Origin of the sequence: Leptotrichia sp. oral taxon 218, assembly GCF_018128225.1 — a bacterium.
Classification (GTDB): Bacteria; Fusobacteriota; Fusobacteriia; order Fusobacteriales; family Leptotrichiaceae; genus Leptotrichia.
This window is the reverse complement of the sequence record NZ_CP072377.1, coordinates 503,007-528,341: the sequence shown is the minus strand read 5'-3', so window position 1 is coordinate 528,341 and position 25,335 is coordinate 503,007. Positions and strand designations below refer to the sequence as shown.

The 25,335-nt window shown below is 27.6% G+C and carries 30 protein-coding genes and 2 tRNA genes; 1 reads left to right on the top strand and 31 read right to left on the bottom strand.

From position 1 onward, the window contains the following. Positions 1–169 precede the first annotated feature (169 nt). The 24 genes from J5A73_RS02550 to J5A73_RS02440 all read right to left on the bottom strand — a co-directional run bounded on the left by J5A73_RS02550 (position 170) and on the right by J5A73_RS02440 (position 18,241). Positions 170–286, bottom strand: a complete 117-nt coding sequence (locus J5A73_RS02550) for a MarR family transcriptional regulator (protein WP_080667958.1) — start codon at positions 284–286, stop codon at positions 170–172. Between the two features lie 39 nt (positions 287–325). After that, positions 326–484 carry a DUF4250 domain-containing protein gene (locus J5A73_RS02545; protein ID WP_211616341.1) on the bottom strand — a complete coding sequence of 53 codons (159 nt, stop codon included), beginning with the start codon at positions 482–484 and terminating at the stop codon, positions 326–328. A gap of 18 nt (positions 485–502) precedes the next feature. Continuing rightward, positions 503–1,312 carry a hypothetical protein gene (locus J5A73_RS02540; protein ID WP_249069359.1) on the bottom strand — a complete coding sequence of 270 codons (810 nt, stop codon included), beginning with the start codon at positions 1,310–1,312 and terminating at the stop codon, positions 503–505. A 215-nt stretch (positions 1,313–1,527) separates the two neighbouring features. Then, entirely contained in the window at positions 1,528–1,989 is a 462-nt protein-coding gene (locus tag J5A73_RS10640; RefSeq protein WP_256438647.1) for an RNA-guided endonuclease TnpB family protein, read from the bottom strand. Further along, complete coding sequence (locus tag J5A73_RS02535; protein ID WP_256438646.1) at positions 1,932–2,705, bottom strand: RNA-guided endonuclease TnpB family protein; 774 nt, start codon at positions 2,703–2,705, stop codon at positions 1,932–1,934. The genes J5A73_RS10640 and J5A73_RS02535 overlap by 58 nt, the downstream gene beginning before the upstream one ends. Beyond that, a complete protein-coding gene (locus J5A73_RS02530; RefSeq protein WP_211616339.1) occupies positions 2,692–3,294 on the bottom strand; it encodes an IS607 family transposase in 603 nt (200 codons plus the stop codon). Before J5A73_RS02530 ends, J5A73_RS02535 begins: the two co-directional genes overlap by 14 nt. A gap of 68 nt (positions 3,295–3,362) precedes the next feature. Next, positions 3,363–4,217: a hypothetical protein gene (locus J5A73_RS02525; RefSeq protein ID WP_211616337.1), complete on the bottom strand. Its 855-nt coding sequence runs from the start codon at positions 4,215–4,217 to the stop codon at positions 3,363–3,365. A 37-nt stretch (positions 4,218–4,254) separates the two neighbouring features. Then, on the bottom strand, positions 4,255–5,073 hold the full coding sequence (gene aroE, locus J5A73_RS02520) for a shikimate dehydrogenase (protein WP_211616335.1): 819 nt from the start codon (positions 5,071–5,073) through the stop codon (positions 4,255–4,257). A gap of 91 nt (positions 5,074–5,164) precedes the next feature. Continuing rightward, entirely contained in the window at positions 5,165–5,920 is a 756-nt protein-coding gene (locus tag J5A73_RS02515; RefSeq protein WP_211616333.1) for a pseudouridine synthase, read from the bottom strand. 51 nt (positions 5,921–5,971) lie between these two features. Beyond that, positions 5,972–7,153 (bottom strand): chorismate mutase, encoded by a 1,182-nt coding sequence (locus J5A73_RS02510; RefSeq protein ID WP_211616331.1) that lies wholly within the window; start codon positions 7,151–7,153, stop codon positions 5,972–5,974. A 136-nt stretch (positions 7,154–7,289) separates the two neighbouring features. Next, positions 7,290–8,537 carry an RNA-guided endonuclease TnpB family protein gene (locus tag J5A73_RS02505; protein WP_211616329.1) on the bottom strand — a complete coding sequence of 416 codons (1,248 nt, stop codon included), beginning with the start codon at positions 8,535–8,537 and terminating at the stop codon, positions 7,290–7,292. A 465-nt stretch (positions 8,538–9,002) separates the two neighbouring features. Then, positions 9,003–9,119 carry a MarR family transcriptional regulator gene (locus tag J5A73_RS02500; RefSeq protein WP_211616327.1) on the bottom strand — a complete coding sequence of 39 codons (117 nt, stop codon included), beginning with the start codon at positions 9,117–9,119 and terminating at the stop codon, positions 9,003–9,005. A gap of 96 nt (positions 9,120–9,215) precedes the next feature. Further along, positions 9,216–9,290, bottom strand: a tRNA-Cys gene (locus J5A73_RS02495). Between the two features lie 15 nt (positions 9,291–9,305). Further along, a tRNA-Leu gene (locus J5A73_RS02490) sits at positions 9,306–9,391 on the bottom strand. 217 nt (positions 9,392–9,608) lie between these two features. After that, positions 9,609–9,983, bottom strand: coding sequence for a DUF333 domain-containing protein (locus tag J5A73_RS02485; RefSeq protein WP_211616325.1), 375 nt, complete (start codon positions 9,981–9,983; stop codon positions 9,609–9,611). Between the two features lie 121 nt (positions 9,984–10,104). Beyond that, a complete protein-coding gene (locus J5A73_RS02480; protein WP_211616323.1) occupies positions 10,105–10,746 on the bottom strand; it encodes an MliC family protein in 642 nt (213 codons plus the stop codon). 248 nt (positions 10,747–10,994) lie between these two features. Next, positions 10,995–11,417, bottom strand: coding sequence for an integrase core domain-containing protein (locus J5A73_RS02475; RefSeq protein ID WP_249069457.1), 423 nt, complete (start codon positions 11,415–11,417; stop codon positions 10,995–10,997). A gap of 5 nt (positions 11,418–11,422) precedes the next feature. After that, positions 11,423–11,602, bottom strand: a complete 180-nt coding sequence (locus J5A73_RS02470) for a hypothetical protein (RefSeq protein ID WP_211616321.1) — start codon at positions 11,600–11,602, stop codon at positions 11,423–11,425. Between the two features lie 262 nt (positions 11,603–11,864). After that, positions 11,865–12,482: an SAP domain-containing protein gene (locus J5A73_RS02465; RefSeq protein ID WP_211616319.1), complete on the bottom strand. Its 618-nt coding sequence runs from the start codon at positions 12,480–12,482 to the stop codon at positions 11,865–11,867. Positions 12,483–12,494: 12 nt separating this feature from the next. Then, a complete protein-coding gene (gene rlmD, locus J5A73_RS02460) occupies positions 12,495–13,922 on the bottom strand; it encodes a 23S rRNA (uracil(1939)-C(5))-methyltransferase RlmD (RefSeq protein ID WP_211616317.1) in 1,428 nt (475 codons plus the stop codon). Between the two features lie 69 nt (positions 13,923–13,991). Continuing rightward, complete coding sequence (locus J5A73_RS02455) at positions 13,992–15,260, bottom strand: M20 family metallopeptidase (RefSeq protein ID WP_211617254.1); 1,269 nt, start codon at positions 15,258–15,260, stop codon at positions 13,992–13,994. Between the two features lie 333 nt (positions 15,261–15,593). Continuing rightward, the gene (locus J5A73_RS02450; protein ID WP_211616315.1) at positions 15,594–16,433 is read right to left on the bottom strand and encodes a metal ABC transporter permease; all 840 of its coding nucleotides are present in this window, start codon (positions 16,431–16,433) and stop codon (positions 15,594–15,596) included. 125 nt (positions 16,434–16,558) lie between these two features. Next, positions 16,559–17,275 carry a metal ABC transporter ATP-binding protein gene (locus J5A73_RS02445; RefSeq protein WP_211616313.1) on the bottom strand — a complete coding sequence of 239 codons (717 nt, stop codon included), beginning with the start codon at positions 17,273–17,275 and terminating at the stop codon, positions 16,559–16,561. A gap of 48 nt (positions 17,276–17,323) precedes the next feature. Next, positions 17,324–18,241, bottom strand: coding sequence for a metal ABC transporter solute-binding protein, Zn/Mn family (locus J5A73_RS02440; protein WP_211616311.1), 918 nt, complete (start codon positions 18,239–18,241; stop codon positions 17,324–17,326). Positions 18,242–18,481: 240 nt separating this feature from the next. Between J5A73_RS02440 and J5A73_RS02435 the strand changes: the two genes are divergently transcribed. Then, the gene (locus J5A73_RS02435; RefSeq protein WP_211616309.1) at positions 18,482–19,543 is read left to right on the top strand and encodes a succinate dehydrogenase/fumarate reductase iron-sulfur subunit; all 1,062 of its coding nucleotides are present in this window, start codon (positions 18,482–18,484) and stop codon (positions 19,541–19,543) included. 70 nt (positions 19,544–19,613) lie between these two features. Here the strand turns inward: J5A73_RS02435 and J5A73_RS02430 are convergent, their stop codons facing one another. The 7 genes from J5A73_RS02430 to J5A73_RS02400 form a co-directional block, all read right to left on the bottom strand. After that, positions 19,614–20,408 carry a viral A-type inclusion protein gene (locus J5A73_RS02430; RefSeq protein ID WP_211616307.1) on the bottom strand — a complete coding sequence of 265 codons (795 nt, stop codon included), beginning with the start codon at positions 20,406–20,408 and terminating at the stop codon, positions 19,614–19,616. Between the two features lie 265 nt (positions 20,409–20,673). Further along, positions 20,674–21,675, bottom strand: coding sequence for an aspartate-semialdehyde dehydrogenase (locus J5A73_RS02425; protein ID WP_211616305.1), 1,002 nt, complete (start codon positions 21,673–21,675; stop codon positions 20,674–20,676). Between the two features lie 127 nt (positions 21,676–21,802). Further along, positions 21,803–22,648 (bottom strand): polyamine aminopropyltransferase, encoded by an 846-nt coding sequence (gene speE / locus J5A73_RS02420; protein WP_211616303.1) that lies wholly within the window; start codon positions 22,646–22,648, stop codon positions 21,803–21,805. Between the two features lie 114 nt (positions 22,649–22,762). After that, on the bottom strand, positions 22,763–22,966 hold the full coding sequence (locus tag J5A73_RS02415) for a putative peptidoglycan-binding domain-containing protein (RefSeq protein ID WP_211617252.1): 204 nt from the start codon (positions 22,964–22,966) through the stop codon (positions 22,763–22,765). 88 nt (positions 22,967–23,054) lie between these two features. Then, positions 23,055–24,302 carry an RNA-guided endonuclease TnpB family protein gene (locus J5A73_RS02410; RefSeq protein WP_211616301.1) on the bottom strand — a complete coding sequence of 416 codons (1,248 nt, stop codon included), beginning with the start codon at positions 24,300–24,302 and terminating at the stop codon, positions 23,055–23,057. Between the two features lie 419 nt (positions 24,303–24,721). Next, positions 24,722–24,838: a MarR family transcriptional regulator gene (locus J5A73_RS02405; protein WP_080667958.1), complete on the bottom strand. Its 117-nt coding sequence runs from the start codon at positions 24,836–24,838 to the stop codon at positions 24,722–24,724. 40 nt (positions 24,839–24,878) lie between these two features. After that, entirely contained in the window at positions 24,879–25,196 is a 318-nt protein-coding gene (locus J5A73_RS02400; protein WP_211616299.1) for a glycosyl hydrolase 108 family protein, read from the bottom strand. Between the last annotated feature and the right edge of the window lie 139 nt (positions 25,197–25,335).

Sequence of the window (25,335 nt, the reverse complement as noted above, 5' to 3'; positions counted from 1 at the left end):
TCGCTTGTATTGTACTCCCCTCACGAGGGATAGTCGTTGAACTTTCCTTTTCAGGATTAGCTGCTGATTGTCTATTATCATAATGTTTAGGATTTAACCTTGCACCATCTAGTATATTTTTTCTGCTTTCGCCACCATCACACTTATACCATATATTATTACCTAGGTATTATGTTGTGGTTATACTAGCTTTAAGAGTTCCCAGCAGTTCAGTTTCTTTGTTGCACGGTTTTGCTCCGTGTCTACATACAAGTTTCCCTATATGCTTACTAAAATTTTCGTACAATTCATCTCACGACTAAAGTCGCAAGTGTTCTTGTACTATTTAATAAAAATACCCTGCTTTTTCCATTTTATCCAAAATTTCAGTTTTATTTTTTCCATAATAATTTACTAAATCATCTAAATCTTTAAATTCATCTCTAAGTTTAAGATTTAAAATACTGTAAAGTAAATTCATATCTTTTGTTTCAAAATTTATCATAATATTTTTATCCCCCAATTAAAGTATAATTTTTACCATTGTTTCATCATCTTCGTCAATATCTTTTATTATGCAGTTTTTAGAACTATCTGCAAACAAAGTATGATATTCATTGTCATCTTTTTTTTCTATAAAATCTCCAATTTCCACATTTTCAATACCAAGGTCGCCAGTTACTTCATAAATTTCATTGTAAATTGTTTCAAGAAAACTTATATCAAAAATTGTAAATAACTGTGCTTCTTTATTTAATCTAAGGAAAGATTTTTCTGGAATTATAAAGTACAAAGTTGATTCATAACCCATATTTATTCCAAAAATTTCCATTCCGTATGCTTTTAATTCATAATTTAAAATTGCATACAAAATATCAATCAATGATTCTTCATATTTTTCTTCTTTAGATTTTATGCTCTCCCAGTTTACATCAAGTTTATTTGGATCAATCCCCTTTTTCTCAACTAATTTTTTCAACCCTTCTGTATAACCTTTTGACATAAATTTATACAAAAAGCTATCCGCCTTTTTAGCTAAATATTGATAGTAAAAATCTGAAAATGTCTCAATCGCTTCACCTGGTTCTTCTTCTCCAAAAGCATTAAAAATCGCTTCCTTTGGCTCAAAAAAATACTCTCTTCTATTATTTATATAATCCAATAATTTTTCGCCTTCCAAAACTTCCGCCGCAAAATCATCCAACTCATTATATATTCTAAAATCAAAATTATTATTTTGTGAAATTTCCACATCAGACGCTTTTACAAAAGTCGAATTTTCATCTGGCTGAATTGGACTTTTCACTCCATAAACTTTATCTTTTTCATTCATCTTAAAACTCTGCTACTAAAAATGTATTAAAATATATTCAATACACTAGAATGTTGCTGCTTCAACGAACATACTTTTGATAAAAAATATCTACTCGTATTTGTTTTTGCTCTCCACAGCCGTAAATTCCCGACTAGCCATCGGTACATATAATATATTCTGTTTCACTAAATTGTAGCATTCTCCTTCTTTTTTTATTTAGAATATATTATTTATTATGCTAAAATCTTATAATTTTCAGCATTTTTTAGATTAAGACTAGCGTTAAAATCTCTATCCATTTCAATTCCACAACAGCTACATTTATAAATTCTATCTTTTAATTTCAAATCTTGCTTCTTATGTCCACAATTACTACATAATTTAGAACTTGGATAAAATGTGCTTACAATTCTTAATTCAATATTGTTTTCTTTGCATTTATTCAAAAGTTTTGTTCTAAATTCATAAAATTTTTGTTGTGAAATTGCCTTTGACAAATGCCTATTTTTCATCATATTAGAAACTTTCAAATCTTCTATTGTTATACATTTTAACTTGGTTTTTGTTAACATATTAACAACTTTATTAATATAATCATTTCTAATACAATTTAATTTAAAAAACAATTTAGCTATTACTAATTTTTGTTTTTGAAAATTTTTACATTCATAAAGATTTTTTCCATTTTTTTGCAAGACAAATATTTCCTTGATTTTTTTCTTTGCTCTCTTTTTAGTTTTTTTTCAATTTTTCTAACTTTAAAAGTTTTATTAATATTCTTAAAAACTTGTCCATCAGAACAAATTGCAAAATCTTTTATTCCTAAATCAATTCCTATTCCTTCTTTAGTTTCCAATTTTTTTGAAATTGAATTTTTAATTTCTTTTTTCATTTCTAAAATAAGCGACAAAAAGTACCGATCACCTTCTTTTGAAATTGTAGCACTTTTTATACTTGCATTTTTAGGAATATATCCATATTCTTTTAATCTTACAAATTTTAAAGTGGGAATTTTTATTTTATGTCTATAAAATTCAAAATCAGTTTTATTATTTTTAAAAAAATAACATTTTTGATTATTATGACTTTTCTTTTTAAATTTTGGAAAATTTGATATTTTGTTAAAAAATCTTTTAAATGCTTTTTCACTATTCATTATAGCTTGTTTATTAGATTTTGATGAAACATCTTTTATCCAAGATTTATTAGGATTTTCTTTTATAAAAACATTATTTATATATTTTGAAAATTCAAATCCTGTAACAAATTTTTTTTCTTTTTCGTAAATTTCTTTGTTATATGCTATGTAAAAATTATATAAAAATCTTCCTGTCCCAATAGTTCTGTTAATTTTTTCAATCTGTTCAGCTGTAGGTTTAATTTCAATTTTTATTCCTTTATAATTCTTCATCGTTTTTTATCTTTTTTTTATATTTTCTAAGTCCGTATATTCTACAAGAAAAAATATGAATAATCGAAATCAAATCTTCTACAAGTTCTTGCTGTGGTGATAAAGTTTGATTATTTACTACAATAATTTCACTTCCTTTTGATTTAAGGAAATTATCAAACCAGCTATATCCAAATCTAACAAATCTATCTTCATAAGAAATTAATATCGTTTGTTTTTTTTCAGAATATAAAATGGAATTAAATCCTTTTCTATTGTAATTTAACCCACTTCCAATATCTGTTATAATGTTTGAAACAATATAGCCTTTAGCATTAGCATATGTTTTTAAAAATTCTACTTGATTTTTCAAATCATCTTTTTGATTTTGGTTAGAAACACGAGCATATATAATTACATCGTTTACTTGATTTTCAGCATTTTCTTGTTGAATACCCATAATATTATAATAATCTTCTTCTGTATAATATCTTCTGTTTGTTGGGGTTCTCCGTGCTTTTAATATGCCTTCTCTATCCCATCTTTGCAATGTATTTACACTTCTTCCTATCATTTTACCAAATTCATTTGGCTTATATATTTTATTCATATCAATATGATAACATACTTTTTAATATTTATCAACACATTTAAAAAAACTATTTTTATCTCCTTTCCCTATTCGTTACTTGCTTTATCATTATCCTTATCTTTTTTTTCAATTGATTGCGCTATAAATTTAAGATTTGAAATATTTTCAAATTTTGCCAATTTTTTTAATTTTTCTTTATTTTCAGCCGATAATTTTGAAGCATCAATATATTTATCAAAATATCTGTCGTAACTGCTATAAAGTTTTTTTAATCTTTTCAAACTCGATTTAGAACCCGCAGCCGCTTTTTTTTCAATTTTTCCTTCCGCAGCACGGCTATCCAAAATATTTTCCAAATTTTGGTACTCTTTGTCTACAAGAAGTGCCATTTCACCACTTGACATTTTTTTATAATCATCTTTTGTTCTAGAATCTCCAATGCTATATAAATAGTCATAAACTGAGTTCACATTCTGGTCAATTGTTTCAGCATTTTTTTCGCCTTCCAAATATGTATTCATATTCAGATTAAAAGTTTCAAGTATTAAATATGTATTTGTATAAGTGTAAGACTGCATATCTCCCACATCTTGCAAAAAGTTTCCAAATGCTTTTTTCAAAAATTTTGGATATTCTACAACATAATCGCTGTAATAAGCGTACATTGATCTAAAGTCCGATCTTCTATTCCCAGTTAGCCTTGCGAATTCCTTGTCAAAATAACCTCTGTTTTCGCCATACAAATTTCTCATTATTTCCGCATAAACTTTATTCATCAAAGCCGTATTATCAGCCGCAACCAAAGGTGCTCCATTAAAATATTTGTCAAAAATTTTCTTTTGATATACATTTCCAGCATCAATCATTTCTTGATTAGTCACAGAAAATCCTATATTTGCAAGACTTAAAGAAATTATTGCCAGTGCTATTTTTTTTATCATTTTTTTCTTTTCCTTTCAAATTTCAAAATTTTAAAATTTATTTATATAATTTTTCAGACAATCTAGCGTGAATTTTTTCTAAAATTTCCACACTATATTCTTCTTCGTTCCAAATTTCTTCTGATTTTATCGCCTGTGAAATAAGCATCATAAGTCCATTTGAAATAACTTTTACACCTTTTTGCCTATACTTTTTCATAAGCACAGTTTCTTCAGGATTATAGACAATGTCAACTACGGCATTTGTATCAATTAAATTTGTGTCATTTAATGGACAGTCATTTATATTCGGATACATTCCCACAGGTGTACAATTTACGATTAACTCAATATTTTTAAGTCCTGAAACTGCTGAATAGTGAATCAATCTATCTTTAGTTCTCACTTTAAACGAATCATTTTCTTCAATTGTAGCAAGATAGATACTTTCAGCACCACTGTCAATCAAAACATTGTAAATTGCCTTAGAAGCACCACCAGTTCCAAGTACCAAAACTTTTTTCCCTTCTACATCAATATTATTAATTTTCAAAGTTTTTAAAAATCCAAAATAATCAGAATTATCTCCAATTAATTTCCCATCTTTACAAGTGATTGTATTCACAGCTCCAATTTGTTTTGCAATTTTAGAAACTTCGTCCAAATATTTAATCACTTCCACTTTATATGGAATTGTGACATTTATCCCATTAAATTTTCCACTTTTTATCTCTTCCATCAATTGAGCAATCTCGTCAATTTGTCTTTCAATCATTTTATAACTTGCACTTTTCCCAGTTAATTCAAAAAAAATCTCATGAATTTCTTTAGAATAACTGTGACCTAATTTTTCTCCCAAAAGTCCATATTTTTCCATTTTATCTCACTTTCCAAATTTTCGTCTTTTATTTTGTCAATTATAACACATTTTAAATTTTTTTTCGATTAATTATTTTTTTTAAATAAATTTAATTTAAAATCAAATTCATTTCTTCTTCGCTCAGTTCTCTATATTCTCCCAATTTCAAGTCTTCAGGAAGTAAAAGTTTTCCCATTTTAACCCTTTTCAAATATAAAACTTCGTTTTCAACAAACTTAAACATCCTCTTAACTTGATGAAACTTCCCTTCCGAAATCGTTATAAATACCGAATTTACTTCATTTGTATTTATATTTATATCTATATTTTTATTTTTATCTTTAACTTTATCTTTATCAATAATTTCGATTTTTGCCTTTTTTGTCACAAAATTTTCTTCCAATTTTATTCCATTTTCCAAAATTTCCTTTTTTTCAATTGTCAAAGGTTCTTTTAACTCCACATAATATTTTTTGTCAACATGCTTTTTCGGCGAGAGTAAGTTATGTGCCAAAACTCCGTCATTTGTGAGCAAAAGCAAACCTTCCGTGTCAATGTCCAGTCTTCCAACTGGAAAAACTTTATAATTTTTATATTTTTCACAAAGTAAATCAATCACAGTTTTATGTTTACCATCTTCTGTTGCGCTAATAACTCCACTTGGTTTATTCATCATTATATAAACAAAAGGTTTATAAGTAATTTTTTCACCTTCAATTTTCACATTATCTTTAATCTCGTCAATTTGAATTTTTGCATCTTTTACGATTTTTTCATTGACTGTTATTTTCCCTTTTTTCAAAATAATTTTGACTTCTTTTCTTGTCCCTATTCCAGAATTTGCCAAAAATTTATCTAATCTCATATTTTATTTTTATCCTTTTTTAAATAAATAAATTAAATCAAATTAAATATTTTACTGATTTAATTGTAAATTATAAACTTTGTAATTTCCCAATATTTGCAAATAATTTGATTTTTCCCTAATCTTTTCAAGTGCCATTTTTACATTTTCATTTTTAATGTTCCCTTCAAAGTCAATGTAAAAATAATATTCCCATGGCTTACTTTCACGAGGTCGAGATTTTAAATTTACCATATTTAAATGATATTCATAAAAAATTTGAAGCAGTTCCACAAGTGCTCCAGACTTATCATTTACACTTGTTACAATACTAATTTTATTACTTTTGTCAAGCACAATGTCCTCATTTGAAATGACAAAAAATCTCGTATAATTTTCTTTTTCATTATTAATATTTTCACATAAAATTTCTAAATCATACATTTCTTTAGTTTTTTTATTCGCAATACAAGCATTTTCAATATTTTTGCATTCTGAAACAAATTTCGCTCCAATCGCCGTATTCGACATTTTATTAAGTTTCCAGTCATGTTTAGCCAAAAACTCCGAGCATTGCATAAATGCCTGTTCATGTGAATAAATATTTTTTATATCCTCAATTTTACTACCTTTTATTCCAAGCAAATTATGCGAAATTTTATGCTGAACTTCTCCAATTATATGAATACTTTTTTTATTAATCAAATCAATACTATCCCGCACTTCTCCCACAATCGAATTTTCAATCGGTAAAATTGCAATATCAATTTTTTTACTATTTACCGCTTCCACCAAATCTTTATGACTTTTAAAATTAAAAATATTTTTATTATTTTCCAAATCTTTTTCATCAAATTTTTTATTATTTTTCAGTAAATTAATTAAAACTTCATACGCATAAGACCCTGGAACTCCAGTATATCCTATCTTTTTGTCAAAAAAATCCAAATCATTTATATATTTTGTACTAATTCCAATTTTAAATTTTTGATATTCTTTACTGGAATTCATTATATCTTTAAAAATTATTTTTATATAGTGAGAAAGTTCCGCATTTTTTACTTTCTTCAAATTTTTTACAACAACTTCCTTTTCCCTAACTTCATCAAAAATTTTTTTCCCAGTCTGCTTTTTAAACTGTGCAACTTCTTGAACAATCGTAAGTCTTTCCTCCAGAAGTTCCACTAATTTGCTATCAATTTCATCAATTCTGTCTCTAATTTCACCCAAATCAAGCCTTTTATTTATTCCCATTGATTTTTCTCCCTCGCAATAATTTAAATTTTTTATTTATTATACCACAATTTTCCTCTGAATCTCCCACGACTAAAGTCGCAGGGTTCTAAAATCTTTAAAAATATTCAAAAATTTTCTAAGAAGTTTGATAGTCCTATGCTATCCTTATTCTTTTAGGCGTGTCCAGTTCACCTCTATTGTATAGGATACTTAAATCCACAACTTTACTTTTTCTTAAAATATTTAATGCTCCATTACAGTCTGCATTTATGAGTTTACCTGCACCTGTTTGATATAGTCCTCTTTTTATTCTTTTTCCACTGAATATATATTTTTTTTGATTTTCTTTATCATATATTGGAATTTCATCTCCATCAAAGAAACTTGCTTTTGATGTATAACTTTCTTCTTGTAGCTTAAATTCTATTCCATATAGTTTACATAGATATATTAATTTATCTCTTAATTTTCCATATGGTATATTCACAAAGTTTTGATTATTTATACTCCCTATATTTGATTTTCTTTGAAAATTCTCGTTATATCCTAGAACTATTCTTCCTATATCATTATTAAGACAATAATTTACAATTATCCTTGCTGATTTTGAAAGATAATCATTTATACGATTATTTCTCCTTCTAGCTATTCTCTTTTGCCTTAATGTTGTCCGCTTAATCTTTTGCTTATCTTTAATGCTTTGCAATTTTGCATTTATCTTATTATAGTATTGATTTATTGATTTTAATTTTCTACCATCTATTATGAATGAAACTCCAGCATTTGTAACACAAGTACAAAGATTATCTATACCTAAATCAATTCCTAGTGCATTGTTTTCATTTAATTCCCTTTGAACTTCTTTTACTTCATAAGTATATTGAATTTCAAAGTACCTAGAATGTTGTTTTGGTATTATTCTAATCTCTTTTATCTTCTTGTCTTTTAATACAGGTGGCAACTTAATTTTAACTTCCTGATGAGTTTTCTTAAACAAATTTGAATAAGGAACTATCAGAATATCATCTTTTAATCTAACAAAACCTATAACAAGAGTTGTAAATCCATCTTTAGCAAGATATTTAGGTAATTTTATTTTCTTATTATCATATTGACTATTTTTAGCAAGTTTTAAAAGTCCAAAAAATGATTTGAAACTTCCGTCTACTTCTTTTAGAATTTGTTGAGCCATATTAGAATTTAACTTCTTATAGTTCTCACTGTTTTTAAGTATTTTATAGTTTTCATTATAACTTAAATACTTTTTCTTATTAAAATAATACTGTCTAATATTATATATAGCTTCATTAGTTAAGTTCTTGGCTACATGAGATAAATATTTTAAATTTCTAAACTCCTTTTTGCTAAGATGTTTTACCTGTTGTTTTAAAGTTAAATACATAGATATCACCTCCTTTTCATCAGAGATATTATACCATGTATTCTATATTTTATCTGTCAAAAAAAGTAATATTTTTATTTATTTATTTTTAAATATTTTTAAAGTTTTTAAAACCCCACAACAGTGGGAAGCGTCGTTCACATAAGTTCGCTACTACTTATGCAGTTCTCATGGCATATATACTCCTTAATAAATTAAGGAGATTAGCCTTGAACTTCTTGTTATCTCTAACAAGCACAGACTATATCTTATCCATATCCTATTTCAAGGACTTAGGCGAAACCACTTCCAATACCAATCGCTTGTATTGTACTCCCCTCACGAGGGATAGTCGTTGAACTTTCCTTTTCAGGATTAGCTGCTGATTGTCTATTATCATAATGTTTAGGATTTAACCTTGCACCATCTAGTATATTTTTTCTGCTTTCGCTACCTTCACACTTATACCATATTTGAACGAAGGTATTATGTTGTGGTTATACTAGCTTTAAGAGTTCCCAGCAATTCAGTTTCTTTATTGCACGGTTTTACTCCGTGTCTACATACAAGTTTCCCTATATGCTTACTAAAATTTTCGTACAATTCATCTTACGACTAAAGTCGCGAGTGTTCTTGTACTATTTAATAAAATAAAAAAAAATGACTACCAAACAGCAAATCATTTCTAAAAATCTATATTGGAGGCGACAACCAGATTCGAACTGGTGTAAACGGTTTTGCAGACCGCTGCCTAAGCCCCTCGACCATGTCGCCGAAACTTTTCAAAATTGGTGCCCGAGGCCGGAGTCGAACCGGCACGATATAAAATCGACGGATTTTGAGTCCGTTGCGTCTACCAATTTCACCACTCGGGCAAATTTAAATTACTTGATTATTATAATATATTTTTTCAATTTTGTCAACACATTTTTTATAATTTTTTATAAAATTTACAAGTTTTTCAAGATATTCTATAAAATTCTGTTTAAATTAAAAGGCAATCACTTTTAAACAATTACCTTTTATTTTTATTTTTATTTTTAACTTTTATTTTCAATTAATTTTTTAAAATATTAATTTTAATATTTAAAATTATTTTTTGTTATTTTCAGGAACACCTTTTTCTGTCAAATCATGATTTTTTCTGTAAAAATCCCATTCTTCCACTTCTTTTCCATCTTTAAATTTACAGATTCCATATTCATTTCCATCTTTATCTTTCACTATGACTGACTCCCCACCTTGTTTTATGCAATACACCGAAGCAGGATTAGGCATTCCAATCATTTTTTGCTCTGGAAAATCTTCATCTAAATTTTTATTATTATTTTTATCATTTCTATTTTTAATTGAAATATTTTGCTCTGCTCTCACTGGCTTTTTCACTTTCCTGCTCATATCTTTACTATGCGCTTCCAACGACATTGATAACAAACCAATCAATAAAATTCCAAATATTTTTTTCATAATTTTTTCTCCTAGTTTAACTTTTTTAGCTTAACTTTTAAATATAATATTTATAAAAGAACAAGGAGTAAAAACTCCTTGTTTTGAAATGTTTTTTTTTACTTAATTTTAAATAAATTTATTATTCTTCAATTGAACCATGATCAGTACTTTTTAATGTACAACTTTTATCTTTTCCATTTTCTGTATAAACAGCTTCATTTCCTTTCATATGAATTGAAACATTTCCGTCAGAATATTTTTCTCCACTGGCAGCTACTGATGAACTTAAGTTATAAATATTTCCATAACCATTAGCTAATTTTACTTTGTCTGTTGAAACATTTTCAACTGTTACATCTTGATAACCATCACAGCTAAATTTTCTTAATAAATTTTTACTTGAAGTTTGGTCTTTATTTGAATTTGTGTCGCTTGTCATATTACAGCTTTCATCGCTTCCTTTTGCTGTAAATACAGCTTCATTTCCTTTTATTTGAATAGAAACTCCATTTCCTGAATACAATTCTCCACTAGCAGATCTTGTCAATTTCAAATTGTAAACTTTTCCGCTGTCATCTGTCAATCTAACTTTATTTGTAGAAAGATTTTCAACTGTCACACTTTTGCTGCTGCAGCTAAATTTTCTTACCAAATTTTTAGAAGTTACTGCAGTTTTGCTTGTTGTTTTTCTTAAAGATCTTGATGTAGCTGAATACCCGATAGAAGCAATAGCCATTACTCCAATTAAAGTTGCCAAAATCATTTTTTTTGTTGATTTCATAATATTTCCTCGCTTTTCTTCAATTTTATTTTTTGAATTTTTTTTTGAAATTTTTTTAAATATCTTACCTCCAAATTTCAGTATGAGTATACTCCACTTTACTTTGTTTACAATATTTAATTGATTATAATTTTAATAGTTTTTCAATATAAAAATCATATAATTTTTAAAATTTCTGTTTTTCAAAAATCTTTTTAAAATCTTATTTATTCTGGTCTTGTGAGCATTCCAACACACAATGTCTTATCCTAATTGTTTGTCCTGTATTCTTTCAGCATTTCATTTGGACTTTTAAAATTTAATACTTTTCTTGATATATTATTGTATCTGCTGCAATATCTTTTTACTGACCTTCTTAATTCTTCCAGACTTCTAAATCTTTTTCCTAAATAATAATTGCTATCTAGCCTGTGGCTCCTTTCCACTTTTCCGTTCTGCCACGGCGAATACTGTCTTGTTCTCATGTATTCTATCACTAGTTTTTCCAGCTTTAACTCAAATAGTGTCTTTTTGCCATTTTCCGCATTCGTAAACTCCCTGCCGTTATCACTTTGTATTTTTTCTATTTTAAAGCCCAGCTCCGCTTCAAGCGTTTCTAGAAATTTTGTCGTCTGGTATGTACTTTTTTCATCCACTATTCTTAATACCCTCTTTCTTGTATACTCATCTATTGCTGTTATTTGATAGTAATTCTGGTCATTAGTTCCAAAACATATGCATTCTCTTGAACATATTTTATGTCTATCTGAACCTTTTCACCAGGATATGTAGCCTGCTTCACTTTTTTTGTGCTTTTGTAAAGCCTTTTCAGCTTTTTGGGCTTATTATCCCTAATTTTTCTTATTATTTTGCACATAGTTCCATAAGAACGGCTGTATCCCAGTTTTCTAGCTTCGGTATATATATGTAGTTTTGATCGGCTTACATTATATCAGAAACCTTTCTTTTTTTCTTCTTTTTTGTCACATATGTATTGTATCACGACACTTTTTATATTTATGGATGCTTTTTCTATAAGGCTTTTTTCTTTTGGGCAGAGAAAAACAGTAAACCTTTTTTGATTTACTGTTTTCGTGTTAGCTTTTATTAAATTGTTAGTTTAGCAAGCTGAAAATATCCTACTTGCAATACTCTTTTATTTTATAAGCATATTCAGTCAAAAGATTCTTTGAATAAATTTTTTCATTTCTTGAATTTCTAACTTCTTTCCAAAGAATGGAAGCTACTTTTAATTTATTTGAATAGTTGCAACTATTTTCATCTGCACAGAAATCCTTTAAAAATTGATTCCATTGACAAACCGAATTATCATACTTGGCATAATCTGATTCTCCATAATAAACTTTCAGCATATCTTGAATTGTAAAACTCAAATCATTTTCGCTTTTTACTTTTCTCCAAGCAGTAGCCATATCAGCAGTAAATTTAAATGGTGAAACATCTGTTAAAATTGAGAAATATTCTCTAAATTGTGTGTTAAAGGAGAACCCACATTCAAGTAATGGCATATCTAAGGTAATAGTTTCCACTTTTTTCTTTTCGTTTTTTATTGATGACTTTTTAATCAAATTACCCTTAAAATACTGCTCAATAATATAATTGAGTTCTTGTTTTATACCTCTATATTCTAATCCTAATGACTTGCATATCTGTGAAAGTTCTTCACGATACCAATAGTATTTACTAAATTCATCAAACGATGTAATTTTATCAAACTCAGGTCTACTTTCTATCAATATTTTACCTCCTCAAAACCAATTTGCTTTTTCATCATCTATATGCTTATCGACATCGAGTTTGGACAATAGTGCTACCGTCTCAATATGCGCCGTTTGAGGAAACATATCCACCGCAGTAATTTTTTCCAATTTATACCCTTTTTCAATCAAAAATTTACTATCTCTAGCAAAAGTTGCTGGATTACAAGAAATATAAACAATTTTTTCAATTTTATTTTTCACAACGCTTCTAAGTGCTTTTTCATCAATTCCTCTTCTAGGCGGGTCAAAAATTATTCCACTAATTTTCTCTTTTTTCAAAATTTCTGGTAAAACTTTTTCAACTTTTCCATTTAATAAACTCACATGCTTCAACCCATTTTCTTCAATAGTCATATTCCCTGCAACAACCGAACTTTCAACACTTTCAATACCAATTACTTTTTCCACATCTTTAGAAAGTATCATCGCAATTGTCCCAGTCCCAGAAAACGCATCAATCACGGTTCCTTTTTTATTTTCTCCAAAATATTCAATCGCTTTGTCGTACAATTTTATCGCCTGTCTTTTATTAATTTGAAAAAATGAATCTGGATAAATCTTAAATTTTATTCCTTCAATTTCCTCTTCCAAATAACTTTCACCAAAAATATGTCTACTTTCATCACCTAAAATCACATTATTCTGCTCTTTTTTTACTGAAATATAAACTGATTTTACTTCTTCGTTTTCTTCATACATTTTTTCTAGAACTTTAACTAAATTTTTATATTGCGAAGTTTTATTCACAACAACAACAATCATAACATCGTTTTTTTCGTTATTTCTAACCATTATATGCTTCAAAAATCCGCTATTATTGACTTCATTGTAAACTTTAAATTCATTTTTCGTTCCATTAAAGCTATTTATTTCTTCCAAAAATTTATTTATTATTTTATCAGCAATTTCTGAACGCAACAGATTTTCCTTCGCTGTAAAAACATCATGAGATCTTCTCGAATAAAATCCTGTCATAATTTTTCCATTTTTTTTATAAATCGGCTCTGCTGTCTTATTCCGATAATTTTTTTTATGTTCACTCGCAATTATGTTTTCCAAAATAACTTCTTCAAGATTTATCCCACCAATTTTTGTCAAGACCTCTTTCAACATCTCATTTTTATACTCTAGCTGCTTCTCATATTTAAGCATTCCAAAATCACATCCGTCAAAATCTTCAAAACTAACTTTCAATAAATCTTCAACCCTGTCCTTCGAAGGCTCAATAATCCGTGTAATAAGTCCTCTCCCGTAAGTTTTTTTCAAAGAAATTATCTCAATTTCAAGTCTATCTCCAGGCACACTCATCGGCACAAAAATCGCAAAACCATCAACTCTCCCTATTCCTTCGCCACCAAACACAATTTTTTCAATCTCAATTTCTACTTTTTGCCCAATTTCAAATTTATTTATCATTCCCTAATTTTTCTCCTAATTTTATAAATCATTTCTTCAATTCCAAAATAGTTACTTTAAAATTTCTTGCTATTTTTTCAAATATTCTAAAATATTTTTTAATTGCAATCCAATTCCATATTTTATTGCTTCTTCATCTACATTAAATTTTGGATGATGCAAATCGTAAACCATATTTTTCGCTTCATTTCTTGTTCCTAATCTGAAAAAACATCCTGGAATTTCATTCAAGAAATAACTTACATCTTCAACATCCATTCTAGCTTCTTTAATTGTTTCAAGTGCATCTTTCCCAAACAAATCAACAATATTTTCAGCAACAAAATCTGTCATTTCCTCATTATTTATTACAGGTGCGTAACCGAGTCTTATACTAACTTCAGCTTTTCCTCCAAGACTTTCCACAAAAATTGGTAAATCCCTCTCAATTGTCTCTTTTATAAAAAGTCTAGTCTCATTTGAAAGAGTTCTAATTGTTCCAAGCATCTCAACTTTGTCACAAACAATGTTATTTGTTTCTCCACCTTTAAATGATCCAATCGTAATAACCGCACCTTCTCTAGGATCAATTCTTCTACTCACAATTGACTGAAAAAATTCTAAAACTTTTGCTCCAATCAATATCGCATCAACCCCTTTATGTGGTAATGCCGCATGAGCTGAAACTCCATGAATAGTAGCTTTCAATTGTGCTGAACAAGCATGAGCCTTTCCAACTTTCACTCCAATTTTCCCAGTTGGAATTTCAGGTGCCATATGAAGTGCAAAAAACGCATCAATTTTTCTATCAGAACCTTTACTATTTTTCTCTTTATCCTCAAAATCACTATTCCCAGCAGATCTTTTTTCAAATTTCAAAGCACCACCTTTTATCATTCTATCAGCACCACCATCGGTTTCCTCTGCAGGTTGAAAGAAAAATCTCACAGTTCCATTCCATTTATCCTTATTTTCCGCCAAAACTTTCGCAACTCCCAATTGAATAGTTGTATGGGTATCATGCCCACAAGCGTGCATTTTTCCAAGATTTTTCGACTTATACTCCACATCATTTTCCTCAAAAATTGGCAACGCATCAATATCCGCCCTAGTCGCAACAGTATGATTTTTACCATTTTTCTCATCATCATTATAAATTGTCGCAACCACGCCAGTATTTATAATCTCAAAAAATTCAATATTATTTTTTGCCAAAAATTCTTTAATTAGTTTACTCGTTTCAAATTCTTCGTCCCCCAGTTCAGGATTCATATGTATAGTTCTTCTAATTTTCACCATTTCATCATAAATTTTATCAACATTTTCTTTTATAAATTTATTTAATTCTTGTGAATTCATCATTATCACTTCTTTCTCTTTTTGTTTCCTATATTATATTTGAAAAATCAAATAAAATCAATGTTTATTTGATTAATGACTAAATAAACTTTTTTAAAAAATTGTATATTAAAACCAAACTTAAAAGCTATGGCTATTTACTTAAAACCTAAATTTTTACCATTTCATTAGTTTAATTTCAAATTGATTCGAATATATATTTTAAAAAATAAAAATAATTATAAAAAGCACCAAGAAATTTTTTTCTCAGTGCTTTATTTTTTTATCTTTAAATTTAATAATAATCTATAATTATAATATTTTTAATTTAAAAATTAATTTAATTTACTGAATTTATCCTATTTTCTTTTTCACAAAATCTCCCATTTTCACAATTAACATTATAACAATCAAAGCCACTATTATAGCTGGTCCTGATGGAATATTGAAAATATATGAGAATAATAATCCGAATAATATTCCTAAAAATGAGAATAATATTGACAAATATATTATTACACTGTATTTTCTTGCGATAATTGCCGCTGTTGCTTGTGGTATTGTTAAAATTGAGATTATTAGAATAATTCCAATTGTTTTTATATTTATAATAATCGCTGATGAAATTATTATAATCATAAAATAATTTACAAACTTGACTGGTACGCCATATAATTTATAAAAATTTTCATCAAAACTTGAATAAACTATTGCTTTGTAGAAAATTACGAAAAATATAGTTGTAATAATGTCTAAAATTAATAGCGAAATTATATTTGTGCTATTTGACAACAAAATATTTCCAAAAAGATAAGTTGACATATCTGCTTGATAGCCTGGCGTCATAAAAGAAAATATAATTCCAATCGCCATTCCAAATGACATCATTATTCCAATTCCTAAATCACCATTTACACCAAAAAAATCTTTTAGTATAAGTATCAATACTCCCGATAATATTGAAAATATTAATCCAAAAATCAATGGATCATTTAGTGGCAATTTGAAAAAATATATTAAATATACTCCAATTCCGATTCCACCATATGAAGCGTGACTGATACTCGACGATATGAACACCATTTTTTTGTTTACTATGTAAGTTCCTATTATTCCACAACAAATGCTTGATAAAATCCCTACAATAAGAGCATTTCTCATGAAAGCATAGTTAAAAATTTCTAAAAATTCCATTTTTCTCCCATTCTTTATGCATTTCCTTTTTTGTAAAAATATTAATATTTTTATGACTTATTAATTTTACTGTATTCTTACTATTTTTGAAAAATTTATATTTTTAATAATCGTTAGCTAAAAATCTAAATTTTATGATTATGAACATGCCTGTGAGCAAATTCACTCTTGAAAAATTCATTTTTATCTTCAAAAATACGAATTTCTTCTTCCACAATAAAAATCGAATCGATATAACAGCACAATTTATCCAGTTCATGCGAAATTACAACAATCGTAGAATCCGATAATTGTTTTATTTTCTCATACAACTCAAACTCAAATTTTTTATCCAAAAAAGATTCAGGCTCATCTAAAAACAAAATCTCTGGCGACGATATCAAAGCTCTCGCAATCAAGGCCCTTTGCAACTGACCTCCAGATACTTCACTAATTAACTTATCTTTTAATTTTTCAATCCCAAATTCAACAAGCAAATCATTTGTCTTTTTTCTATCTTCTGCACTAAATTTTTTAAATAAATTCGACTTTTTTGTAAGTCCTGAAATCACTAAATCAAAAATATTAATCGGAAAAGAAGTATCAAATTCTCTAATTTGTGGCAAATATCCAATTTTATTCTTGTCAACATAATAATTTATTTCTCCAGATTTTTTCTTCAAAAAACCAAGCATCAGTTTTACCAAAGTTGACTTTCCGCCACCATTTCTCCCAATTATCGCAACATTTTTCCCTTTATAAATATCTAGCGAAACATCGCTCAAAATAGCATCTTTTCCATAATTAAAATTCAAATTTTTTACTGATATTAACTTTTTGTTATTTTGCTTATTATTCTGCATCTTTTCCCCTTAATTTTGTAACTCTGTTTATTCATTACACAAAAACAATTATTGTAAACTATCCACAAATTTTCTTAAATTTTCAAAAACATTTTCTTCATCTGTATTAAATGTTACAATTTTTGCATTTGGAATTTCTTTTGCAATAATGTCAATACTTTGTTTTGGAAATTGAGGTTGCACTAAAATAGTTGAAATTCCATGTTCTTTTGCTTCACTTATTATCTCTTGAATTTGCTTAGCTGATGGTTCTTTACCTTCAGATTCAATCGCTTCTTCTTCAATTCCAGTCCCTTTCAAGAAATATTCCAAAGCTGGATGGTAAATCATAAATTCTTTTTTTGTTTTTTTAGACATTTTTTCTGAAATTTCTTTTTTAAATCCATCCAATTCTTTTATAAAATCATTATAATTTTTCTCAAATTTGTCTTTTTGATTCGGATAAGTTTCAACCAATTTATTTTTTATATTTTCTGCAACTTTCGGCATCATCTCTAGTGAAAACCAAACATGCGGATCAAACTTCCCATTATGTTCATGCTCATCGTGATGATGTCCACCATGTTCGTCGTGATCATGATCTTCCAAAAACAAATGTGGATCAATTCCATTTAAAACATTCAAAACCTTATTTTTATCATTAATCGTACTTGTAATTTTTTCTTCAAAATTTAAAGCATCATATGTAAAAAATAATTTAGATTTTTCAAGTTTTATCAAGTCATCTGTTTTTGGCTCAAACAATTCGTGATTCATATTCGGCTGAATTACAGAAATCACATTATACTCGTTTCCTGCTATTCTTTGAACCACCCATTTTAATGGCGGAACACTCGCAACTAAAGTTTCTTTATTTTGATTTTTTGAAAAATTAGCATTTTTTAAGTTTTCTTTTCCATTTTCAGTTTTATTCCCACACGAAACAACAATTAAACTAAGTACTAAAGCAACAAAAATTTTCTTCATTTTTTTCTCCTTTCAAAATTTCATTCTATTTATAAATAAAATTTTACTACAAAACTTTTATAAAGTCAAATATTTATTTTAAAAAAATTTGACTAACAAATTTCAATATGATAAAATACTAGTAATTTTTTTCACTATCAATACGAAATACTCAAAAGAATTAAAATATACAAAAACTAAAAATAAAGTATTTATGTGAATAAAATAAAAATAAATCTATAAATTTAGTAAAGGAGATGTATGAGAAATTTTTTAAAATTAATTTTGTTGAGTTTAGTAATTTCGCAATTTGGATTGGCAAATCAGGATTCATTAAAAAAACTTAGTTTTCAAAGTGAATGGAGAAACCGTTATACAGATAGAACTGGAGATGAAGCAAATAACTTAGGGAATAAAGGATTTAAAGGATCAAATAGAAACAGAAGCCGTTTTCGAAACACAACTTCTGGGACGATGAAATTATCAGATGAATTTGATATGGACGGAAACTTTAGAATTTTGAGAAACCAAGATGTAATTTATGGAAAACCTAGTACAAGAACTTCGGAACACGAACTTTGGGAAACAGAGTTTTCACTTACAAAAAATTTAAAATTAGGAAATCTTGATACAAAATGGAACTTAGGCTGGGAAAATAAGACGAATAGACTAAGAGCCGAAAAAACAAGTGGAAGCTATAAAACTACAGGAGCTTCAAATGAAATCTATTTTGGACCTTCCTTCGACCTTAAATTATTTGGTCAAAAAATAGGAACTAGTTTACAATTGGCATATTTTGACATAAAAGATAATAAAACAGGCGATTATTATTTAATTGGAAGCAAATTAGCAAGAGGAAAAGGGGAAGGTTGGGGAATAAACCTTAACTTAAACAACTCAAATGACATTTTAAAAGGAAAATACGGAACTTTAAGCTATAACATTAATTTACTAAATAAATTGAGAGATATAAGAGGAAAAATAGCTGCAACGAATGAAGAAGCAAAATCAAGCGTCTATTTAGATTATGTGACAAATTTAGTATACACAACTCCTTCATTTGTTGGATTTACAGCATTTGTCTCACCTGGAAACGAATATGAAAAACATACGGCAAAAACAGGATATGACAACACATTTACGATTTGGACAGGTATTGGATATAAAAAATCGATTGAAACAAATGTTGGAACAATTACTCTTAATCCATCTGTAAAATACAGTGCACTTGAAAGATATACATACAAAACTAAAAACAATAAAAAAACAATTGAAAGAAATGAGTTGAGAACTGGAATAACAGTGAGTTTAGCGACAAAATAAAAAAAATTAAAAAAACTATATCTAAAATTAATTTAATATTTTTTAGATATAGTTTAATTTTTTATTTATATTATTTAATATATTCTTTTGCAACTTCTTCTACATTATAGTCTTTTGCAATTTGATCAATTAAGTTGTTTCTTTCTTGCACAGCTTTGTTGTTTAATAAACCATTTGCAATTTGTTGGTATGCGCTGTTTGGAGTCACATTTCCTAATTTTGCTTTTTCTCTTTCATAAATTTCTGTAATTTCTTCTTGAGTCACTTTTACATTTTTTCTAACTTGTAAATCCAAGTAATAGTTAATGTAAACATTATCTTTAACGATTTCCAAATCTTTTTTATTTTTTTCTTCAAAATCTTTTTCTTCCATTTTTTTAGCAATTATTTTTCCAACAATCAATGTTTTTAAAACTTCTGAATTTCCTTTAGAAAATAAAATTTCTTCTTTTGTAATTTCCACTTTATCTTCCATTTCTTGAACTAATTTATCTAATTCTTCAGCTTCAAGAGTTGCAACTTGTTGGTTTAACAAATCTCTTTGGATAATTTCTTTTGCTTGTGAAAAAGGAATATTTTGAGCATCGAAATTTGCTTTATTTTTAGTGTAAATTTCTGTAACTTCATTTTCATTTACTGAAATTTTTCCTTCGATTAATTTTGCAACGAAAAATTTATTTTTTTCATTTTTGTAGAAATAATCAAATTCTTCTTTTTCTTCATCTGTAAATTCATATTTTTTTGCTGTATCCAAAATTGCTTTATTAATCAAAAGATTTTTTATTCCATCTTCATTTAAATCTTTTATTTCGTCTTCAGTCAAAGTCAATTTTGTTTTTTCAATTTTTTCTTCTTTTTTAGCCATTGTATCTCCTAGTTTTATTATTTTTATTTTATTTTATTTTGTTACTCAATTATTTTACACTATTTTCAAAAAAATTTCAAGATTTTTTTTTAATTTTATATTAGTTTTCTAATTTTTTTCAAAAAAGCATAAATAGCAGGTTTTTCTGCGTTTTTTCCATTTTTTTCTTTTATATTTTACATAAAAAAAACTAATTATTATAAAATAATTAGTTAATTTTTTTAATTTTTATTGCTTTATCTTATTTTTTCGTGTTTTTTTATCTCTATAACTTTCCTTCTTTTATCAAAGTTTCTGCAATTTGAATTGTGTTTGTAGCCGCACCTTTTCTTATGTTGTCAGCAACTACCCATAAATTAAGACCGCTTTCAACTGTGTCATCTCTTCTTATTCTTCCGACATAAACTTCATCTGTGTCCTGTGCAATTATTGGCATTGGATAAACATTGTTTTTTCCGTCGTTTTGAACAATTACTCCTTCTTTTTCTTCAAACGCTTTTACAACATCTGCTAATTCAAATGGTTTTTCCAATTCCACATTCACTGAAACTCCATGTCCAAATTTAACTGGCACTCTTACACAAGTTGCAGTAACTTTTAAATCTGGTAAATTTAAAATTTTTCTTGTTTCGTTTATCATTTTTTCTTCTTCTTTTGTGTATCCGTTATCTAAAAATACATCTATGTGTGGCAATGCATTAAAAGCAATTTGATGAGGATAATTTGTTGAAGGTTTTCCTTTTAAATTATTTTCTAGATCATCTAATCCTTTTTGTCCAGAACCTGCCACAGCTTGATAAGTCGAGTAAACTACCCTTTTTAGTCCATATTTTTCTTGTAATACTTTTAGTACAGGCATAACTTGAATTGTCGAGCAATTTGGATTTGCAATAATTCCAGGATGATTTTCTAATGCTTCTGGGTTTGCTTCCGGCACAACTAATGGAATATTTTTTTCCATTCTCCAAGCACTACTATTGTCGACTACTACAGCACCTTTATCTCTAAATTTTGGTGCAAATTCAAGTGAAGCTTTTCCACCTGCAGAAAATAAAGCCACATCAATGTCATCTCTTATATTTTCATCTTTTAATTCGATAACTGTGTACTCTTTTCCATTCCATTCAACTTTTTTCCCTGCCGATCTAGCTGATGCATAAAGATAAAGTTCTCCCACTGGAAAATTTCTCTCTTTTAACACTTTTAAAAAAGTTCTTCCCACTAATCCAGTTGCTCCCACAACTGCTACACTATATTTTTTACTCATTGTAAAATCTCCTTTTAAATTAAAATATATAAATATAATACACTATTATTCCCATAATTTCAACACAAAATTTATTTCGTTATCTTATTTTTTTATTTAATTTAATAAAAATACATTTAGTAATTAACTAATCACTAATGAGTTCTTTTACATAATTTGGCAGCGCAAAAGCTCCTTTGTGAAGTTCTGTATTATAGTATTTCGTCTTTATCCCAAAACTGTTCCAGATATCAGCTTTTAAGTCAGTTACTGGATTATATTTTTTTGAAGCAAATCCAAATAGCCAGTGTCCTGATGGATATGTTGGAATGTGAAGCTGATAAACTGTTGCAAACGGAAAGACAGCTCTTAGCTGTTTATTTGCTCTTTTTGATGCAATTGCATCGGCTTCATAATAAGGACTTTCATGCTGATTGACAAGTATTCCGTCATCTTTTAGAGCATTAAAGCAATTTCCATAAAACTCCCTTGTAAACAGATCTTCTCCTGGTCCAAAAGGATCTGTGGAATCGACAATTACAATGTCGTATTCATTATGTTTTGATCTGACAAATTTTAAGCCATCTTCATAATATATATTTACTCTTTTATCATCTAATTTACAAGCAGTTGTTGGTAAAAATTCACGGCACAGGTCAACTACAGCTTTATCAATTTCAACCATATCTATTTTTTCAATATGATCGTATTTTACAAGTTCTCTTACTGTTCCACCATCTCCTGCGCCAATTACAAGTATTTTCTTTGCATTTGGATTAACTGCCATCGGAATATGAGTTATCATTTCGTGATAAATAAACTCATCTTTTTCTGTAAGCATCATAAATCCATCCAGCGTCAAAAATTTCCCAAACTCTTTCGATTCAAAAATATCAATTCTTTGAAACTCACTTTTAAAACTGACTAACTGCTTGTCAACTTTTATTGAAAAACGAACATCTTTTGTATGTTCTTCCGTATACCAAAGTTCCATAATTTCCCCTTTCTTTATTATTTTATAGATTTATTTTTTTTATTTTTCTATCTGTTTCAAATTTTCTTATTTTTTATTTTATTTTTTTTTATTAATTATTTTATTTTAAAATTTTTAAACATTTCTCAAATAACTTTCTTTTCTTTTAACTCTGTTTAACCAACCTGCTAAAAATACCTTTTGCTTTGGATTATTTTTTACGACGGCGTTATAATATTCTATTTGCAATTTGTGATATTCTGCTAAAAATTTTTCTGAATTTACCAAATTTAAATATTTGATCGTCTGTAGACCTATTACTCCATCAGCTGCTAAAATAGTCTTTTTCTGAACCTCCCACGACTAAAGTCGCAGGGTTCTAAAATCTTTAAAAATATTTAAAAATTTTCTAAGAAGTTTGATAGCTTTACACTACCCTTATTCTTTTAGGTGTGTTCAGCTCACCTCTATTGTATAGGACGCTTAAGTCCACAACTTTACTTTTTCTTAATATATTTAATGCTCCATTACAATCTGCATTTAATTGATAGCCTTTACTTGTTTGATATAGTCCTCTTTTTATCCTTTTTCCACTGAATATATATTCTTTTTGATTTTCTTTATCATATATTGGAATCTCATCTCCATCAAAGAAACTTGCTTTTGATGTATAACTCTCTTCTTGTAGTTTGAATTCTATTCCATATAGTTTACATAGATATATTAATTTATCTCTTAATTTTCCATATGGTATATTTACAAAGTTTTGATTATTTATACTTCCTATATTTGATTTTCTTTGAAAATCTTCATTATATCCTAGAACTAGTTTTCCTATATCATTATTAAGACAATAATTTACAATTATTCTTGCTGCTTTTGAAAGATAATCATTTATACGATTATTTCTCTTTCTAGTTATTCTCTTTTGCCTTAATGTTATATGCTCTATCTTTTGCTTATCTTTAATGCTTTGCAATTTTGCATTTGTCTTGTTATAGTATTGATTTATTGATTTTAATTTTCTACCATCTATTATAAATGAAGCTCCAGAATTTGTAACACAAGTACAAAGATTGTTTATACCTAAATCAATTCCTAGTGCATTTTCTTTATTTAATTCCCTTTGAACTTCTTCTACCTCATAAGTATATTGAATTTCAAAGTACCTAGAATGTTGTTTTGGTATTATTCTAATCTCTTTTATTTTCTTGTCTTTTAATACTGGTGGTAGCTTAATTTTAACTTCCTGATGAGTTTTCTTAAACGAATTTGAATAAGGAACTATCAGCATATCATCTTTTAATCTAACAAAACCTATAACAAGAGTTGTAAAACCATCTTTATCAAGATATTTAGGTAATTTTATTTTTTTATTATCATATTGACCATTTTTAGCAAGTTTTAAAAGTCCAAAAAATGATTTGAAACTTCCATCTACTTCTTTTAAAATTTGTTGAGCCATATTAGAATTTAACTTTTTATAGTTCTCACTGTTTTTAAGCATTTTATAGTTTTCATTATAACTTAAATACTTTTTATTTTGAAAATAGTGTTGTCTAATATTATATATAGCTTCATTAGTTAAATTCTTGGCTATATGAGATAAATATTTTAAATTTCTAAACTCCTTTTTACTAAGATGTTTTACTTGTTGTTTTAAAGTTAAATACATAGATATCACCTCCTTTTCATCAGAGATATTATACCATGTATTCTACATTTATCTGTCAAAAAAGTAATATTTTTTATTTATTTTTAAATATTTTTAAAGTTTTTAAAACCCCACAACAGTGGGAAGCGTCGTTCACATAAATACGCTACCATTTATGCAGTTCTCTTATGAACTTCTTGTTATCTCTAACAAGCACAGACTATATCTTATCCATATCCTATTTCAAGGACTTAGGCGAAACCACTTCCAATACCTATCGCTTGTATTGTACTCCCCTCACGAGGGATAGTCGTTGAACTTTCCTTTTCAGGATTAGCTGCTGATTGTCTATTATCATAATGTTTAGGATTTAACCTTGCACCATCTAGTATATTTTTTCTGCTTTCACTACCTTCACACTTATACCATTCACTTAGGTATTATGTTGTGGTTATACTAGCTTTAAGAGTTCCCAGCAGTTCAGTTTCTTTGTTGCACGGTTTTGCTCCGTGTCTACATACAAGTTTCCCTATATGCTTACTAAAATTTTCGTACAATTCATCTCACGACTAAAAGTTGCGAGTGTTCTTGTACTATTTAATAAACTTTATTTACCGCTTCCTGCGCTTTTTTTATTCCGTAGTTTCCAGAATTTACGACAAAGTCAAAAATGCTAAGAGCCATTTTATCGCTTTTAATCTTATCAATTTTATAGGCTTTGTAATATTTTTGCTCGTAAATTTTTTGTGCCATCGTTTTTGTCAAATCCTTCATAGCTCCTTTATATCCACAGCTTCTGGCAGTTTCTTTAGTAATTCCATATTTTGTTTCGCCACCATTATCATTGGGATGATTTGAATAATCTCCTTCTATGAATAAAAGATAGTCAAAAAATTTATTAAATCTGTCAACCATTGAATTTCACTTCCTTTTTTTTATTTTTATTTTATTTTTTATTTTTTTTTCTCTCTCTTTTTTTCTCCTTCTTCTTTATTTTTTATTTTTGCTTTTTTATTTTTATTTTTTTCTTTTTTCTTAATTTTCTATTTCTGAC

Excerpts from the sequence above, each read along its gene's own strand:
- J5A73_RS02545 (WP_211616341.1), bottom strand. The coding sequence starts at position 484 with ATGATAAATTTTGAAACAAAAGATATGAATTTACTTTACAGTATTTTA.
- J5A73_RS02540 (WP_249069359.1), bottom strand. The coding sequence starts at position 1,312 with ATGAATGAAAAAGATAAAGTTTATGGAGTGAAAAGTCCAATTCAGCCA.
- J5A73_RS02535 (WP_256438646.1), bottom strand. The coding sequence starts at position 2,705 with ATGAAGAATTATAAAGGAATAAAAATTGAAATTAAACCTACAGCTGAA.
- J5A73_RS02530 (WP_211616339.1), bottom strand. The coding sequence starts at position 3,294 with ATGAATAAAATATATAAGCCAAATGAATTTGGTAAAATGATAGGAAGA.
- J5A73_RS02525 (WP_211616337.1), bottom strand. The coding sequence starts at position 4,217 with ATGATAAAAAAAATAGCACTGGCAATAATTTCTTTAAGTCTTGCAAAT.
- aroE (WP_211616335.1), bottom strand. The coding sequence starts at position 5,073 with ATGGAAAAATATGGACTTTTGGGAGAAAAATTAGGTCACAGTTATTCT.
- J5A73_RS02515 (WP_211616333.1), bottom strand. The coding sequence starts at position 5,920 with ATGAGATTAGATAAATTTTTGGCAAATTCTGGAATAGGGACAAGAAAA.
- J5A73_RS02510 (WP_211616331.1), bottom strand. The coding sequence starts at position 7,153 with ATGGGAATAAATAAAAGGCTTGATTTGGGTGAAATTAGAGACAGAATT.
- J5A73_RS02505 (WP_211616329.1), bottom strand. The coding sequence starts at position 8,537 with ATGTATTTAACTTTAAAACAACAGGTAAAACATCTTAGCAAAAAGGAG.
- J5A73_RS02485 (WP_211616325.1), bottom strand. The coding sequence starts at position 9,983 with ATGAAAAAAATATTTGGAATTTTATTGATTGGTTTGTTATCAATGTCG.
- J5A73_RS02480 (WP_211616323.1), bottom strand. The coding sequence starts at position 10,746 with ATGAAATCAACAAAAAAAATGATTTTGGCAACTTTAATTGGAGTAATG.
- J5A73_RS02470 (WP_211616321.1), bottom strand. The coding sequence starts at position 11,602 with ATGTGCAAAATAATAAGAAAAATTAGGGATAATAAGCCCAAAAAGCTG.
- rlmD (WP_211616317.1), bottom strand. The coding sequence starts at position 13,922 with ATGATAAATAAATTTGAAATTGGGCAAAAAGTAGAAATTGAGATTGAA.
- J5A73_RS02455 (WP_211617254.1), bottom strand. The coding sequence starts at position 15,260 with ATGAATTCACAAGAATTAAATAAATTTATAAAAGAAAATGTTGATAAA.
- J5A73_RS02450 (WP_211616315.1), bottom strand. The coding sequence starts at position 16,433 with ATGGAATTTTTAGAAATTTTTAACTATGCTTTCATGAGAAATGCTCTT.
- J5A73_RS02445 (WP_211616313.1), bottom strand. The coding sequence starts at position 17,275 with ATGCAGAATAATAAGCAAAATAACAAAAAGTTAATATCAGTAAAAAAT.
- J5A73_RS02440 (WP_211616311.1), bottom strand. The coding sequence starts at position 18,241 with ATGAAGAAAATTTTTGTTGCTTTAGTACTTAGTTTAATTGTTGTTTCG.
- J5A73_RS02435 (WP_211616309.1), top strand. The coding sequence starts at position 18,482 with ATGAGAAATTTTTTAAAATTAATTTTGTTGAGTTTAGTAATTTCGCAA.
- J5A73_RS02430 (WP_211616307.1), bottom strand. The coding sequence starts at position 20,408 with ATGGCTAAAAAAGAAGAAAAAATTGAAAAAACAAAATTGACTTTGACT.
- J5A73_RS02425 (WP_211616305.1), bottom strand. The coding sequence starts at position 21,675 with ATGAGTAAAAAATATAGTGTAGCAGTTGTGGGAGCAACTGGATTAGTG.
- speE (WP_211616303.1), bottom strand. The coding sequence starts at position 22,648 with ATGGAACTTTGGTATACGGAAGAACATACAAAAGATGTTCGTTTTTCA.
- J5A73_RS02410 (WP_211616301.1), bottom strand. The coding sequence starts at position 24,302 with ATGTATTTAACTTTAAAACAACAAGTAAAACATCTTAGTAAAAAGGAG.
- J5A73_RS02400 (WP_211616299.1), bottom strand. The coding sequence starts at position 25,196 with ATGGTTGACAGATTTAATAAATTTTTTGACTATCTTTTATTCATAGAA.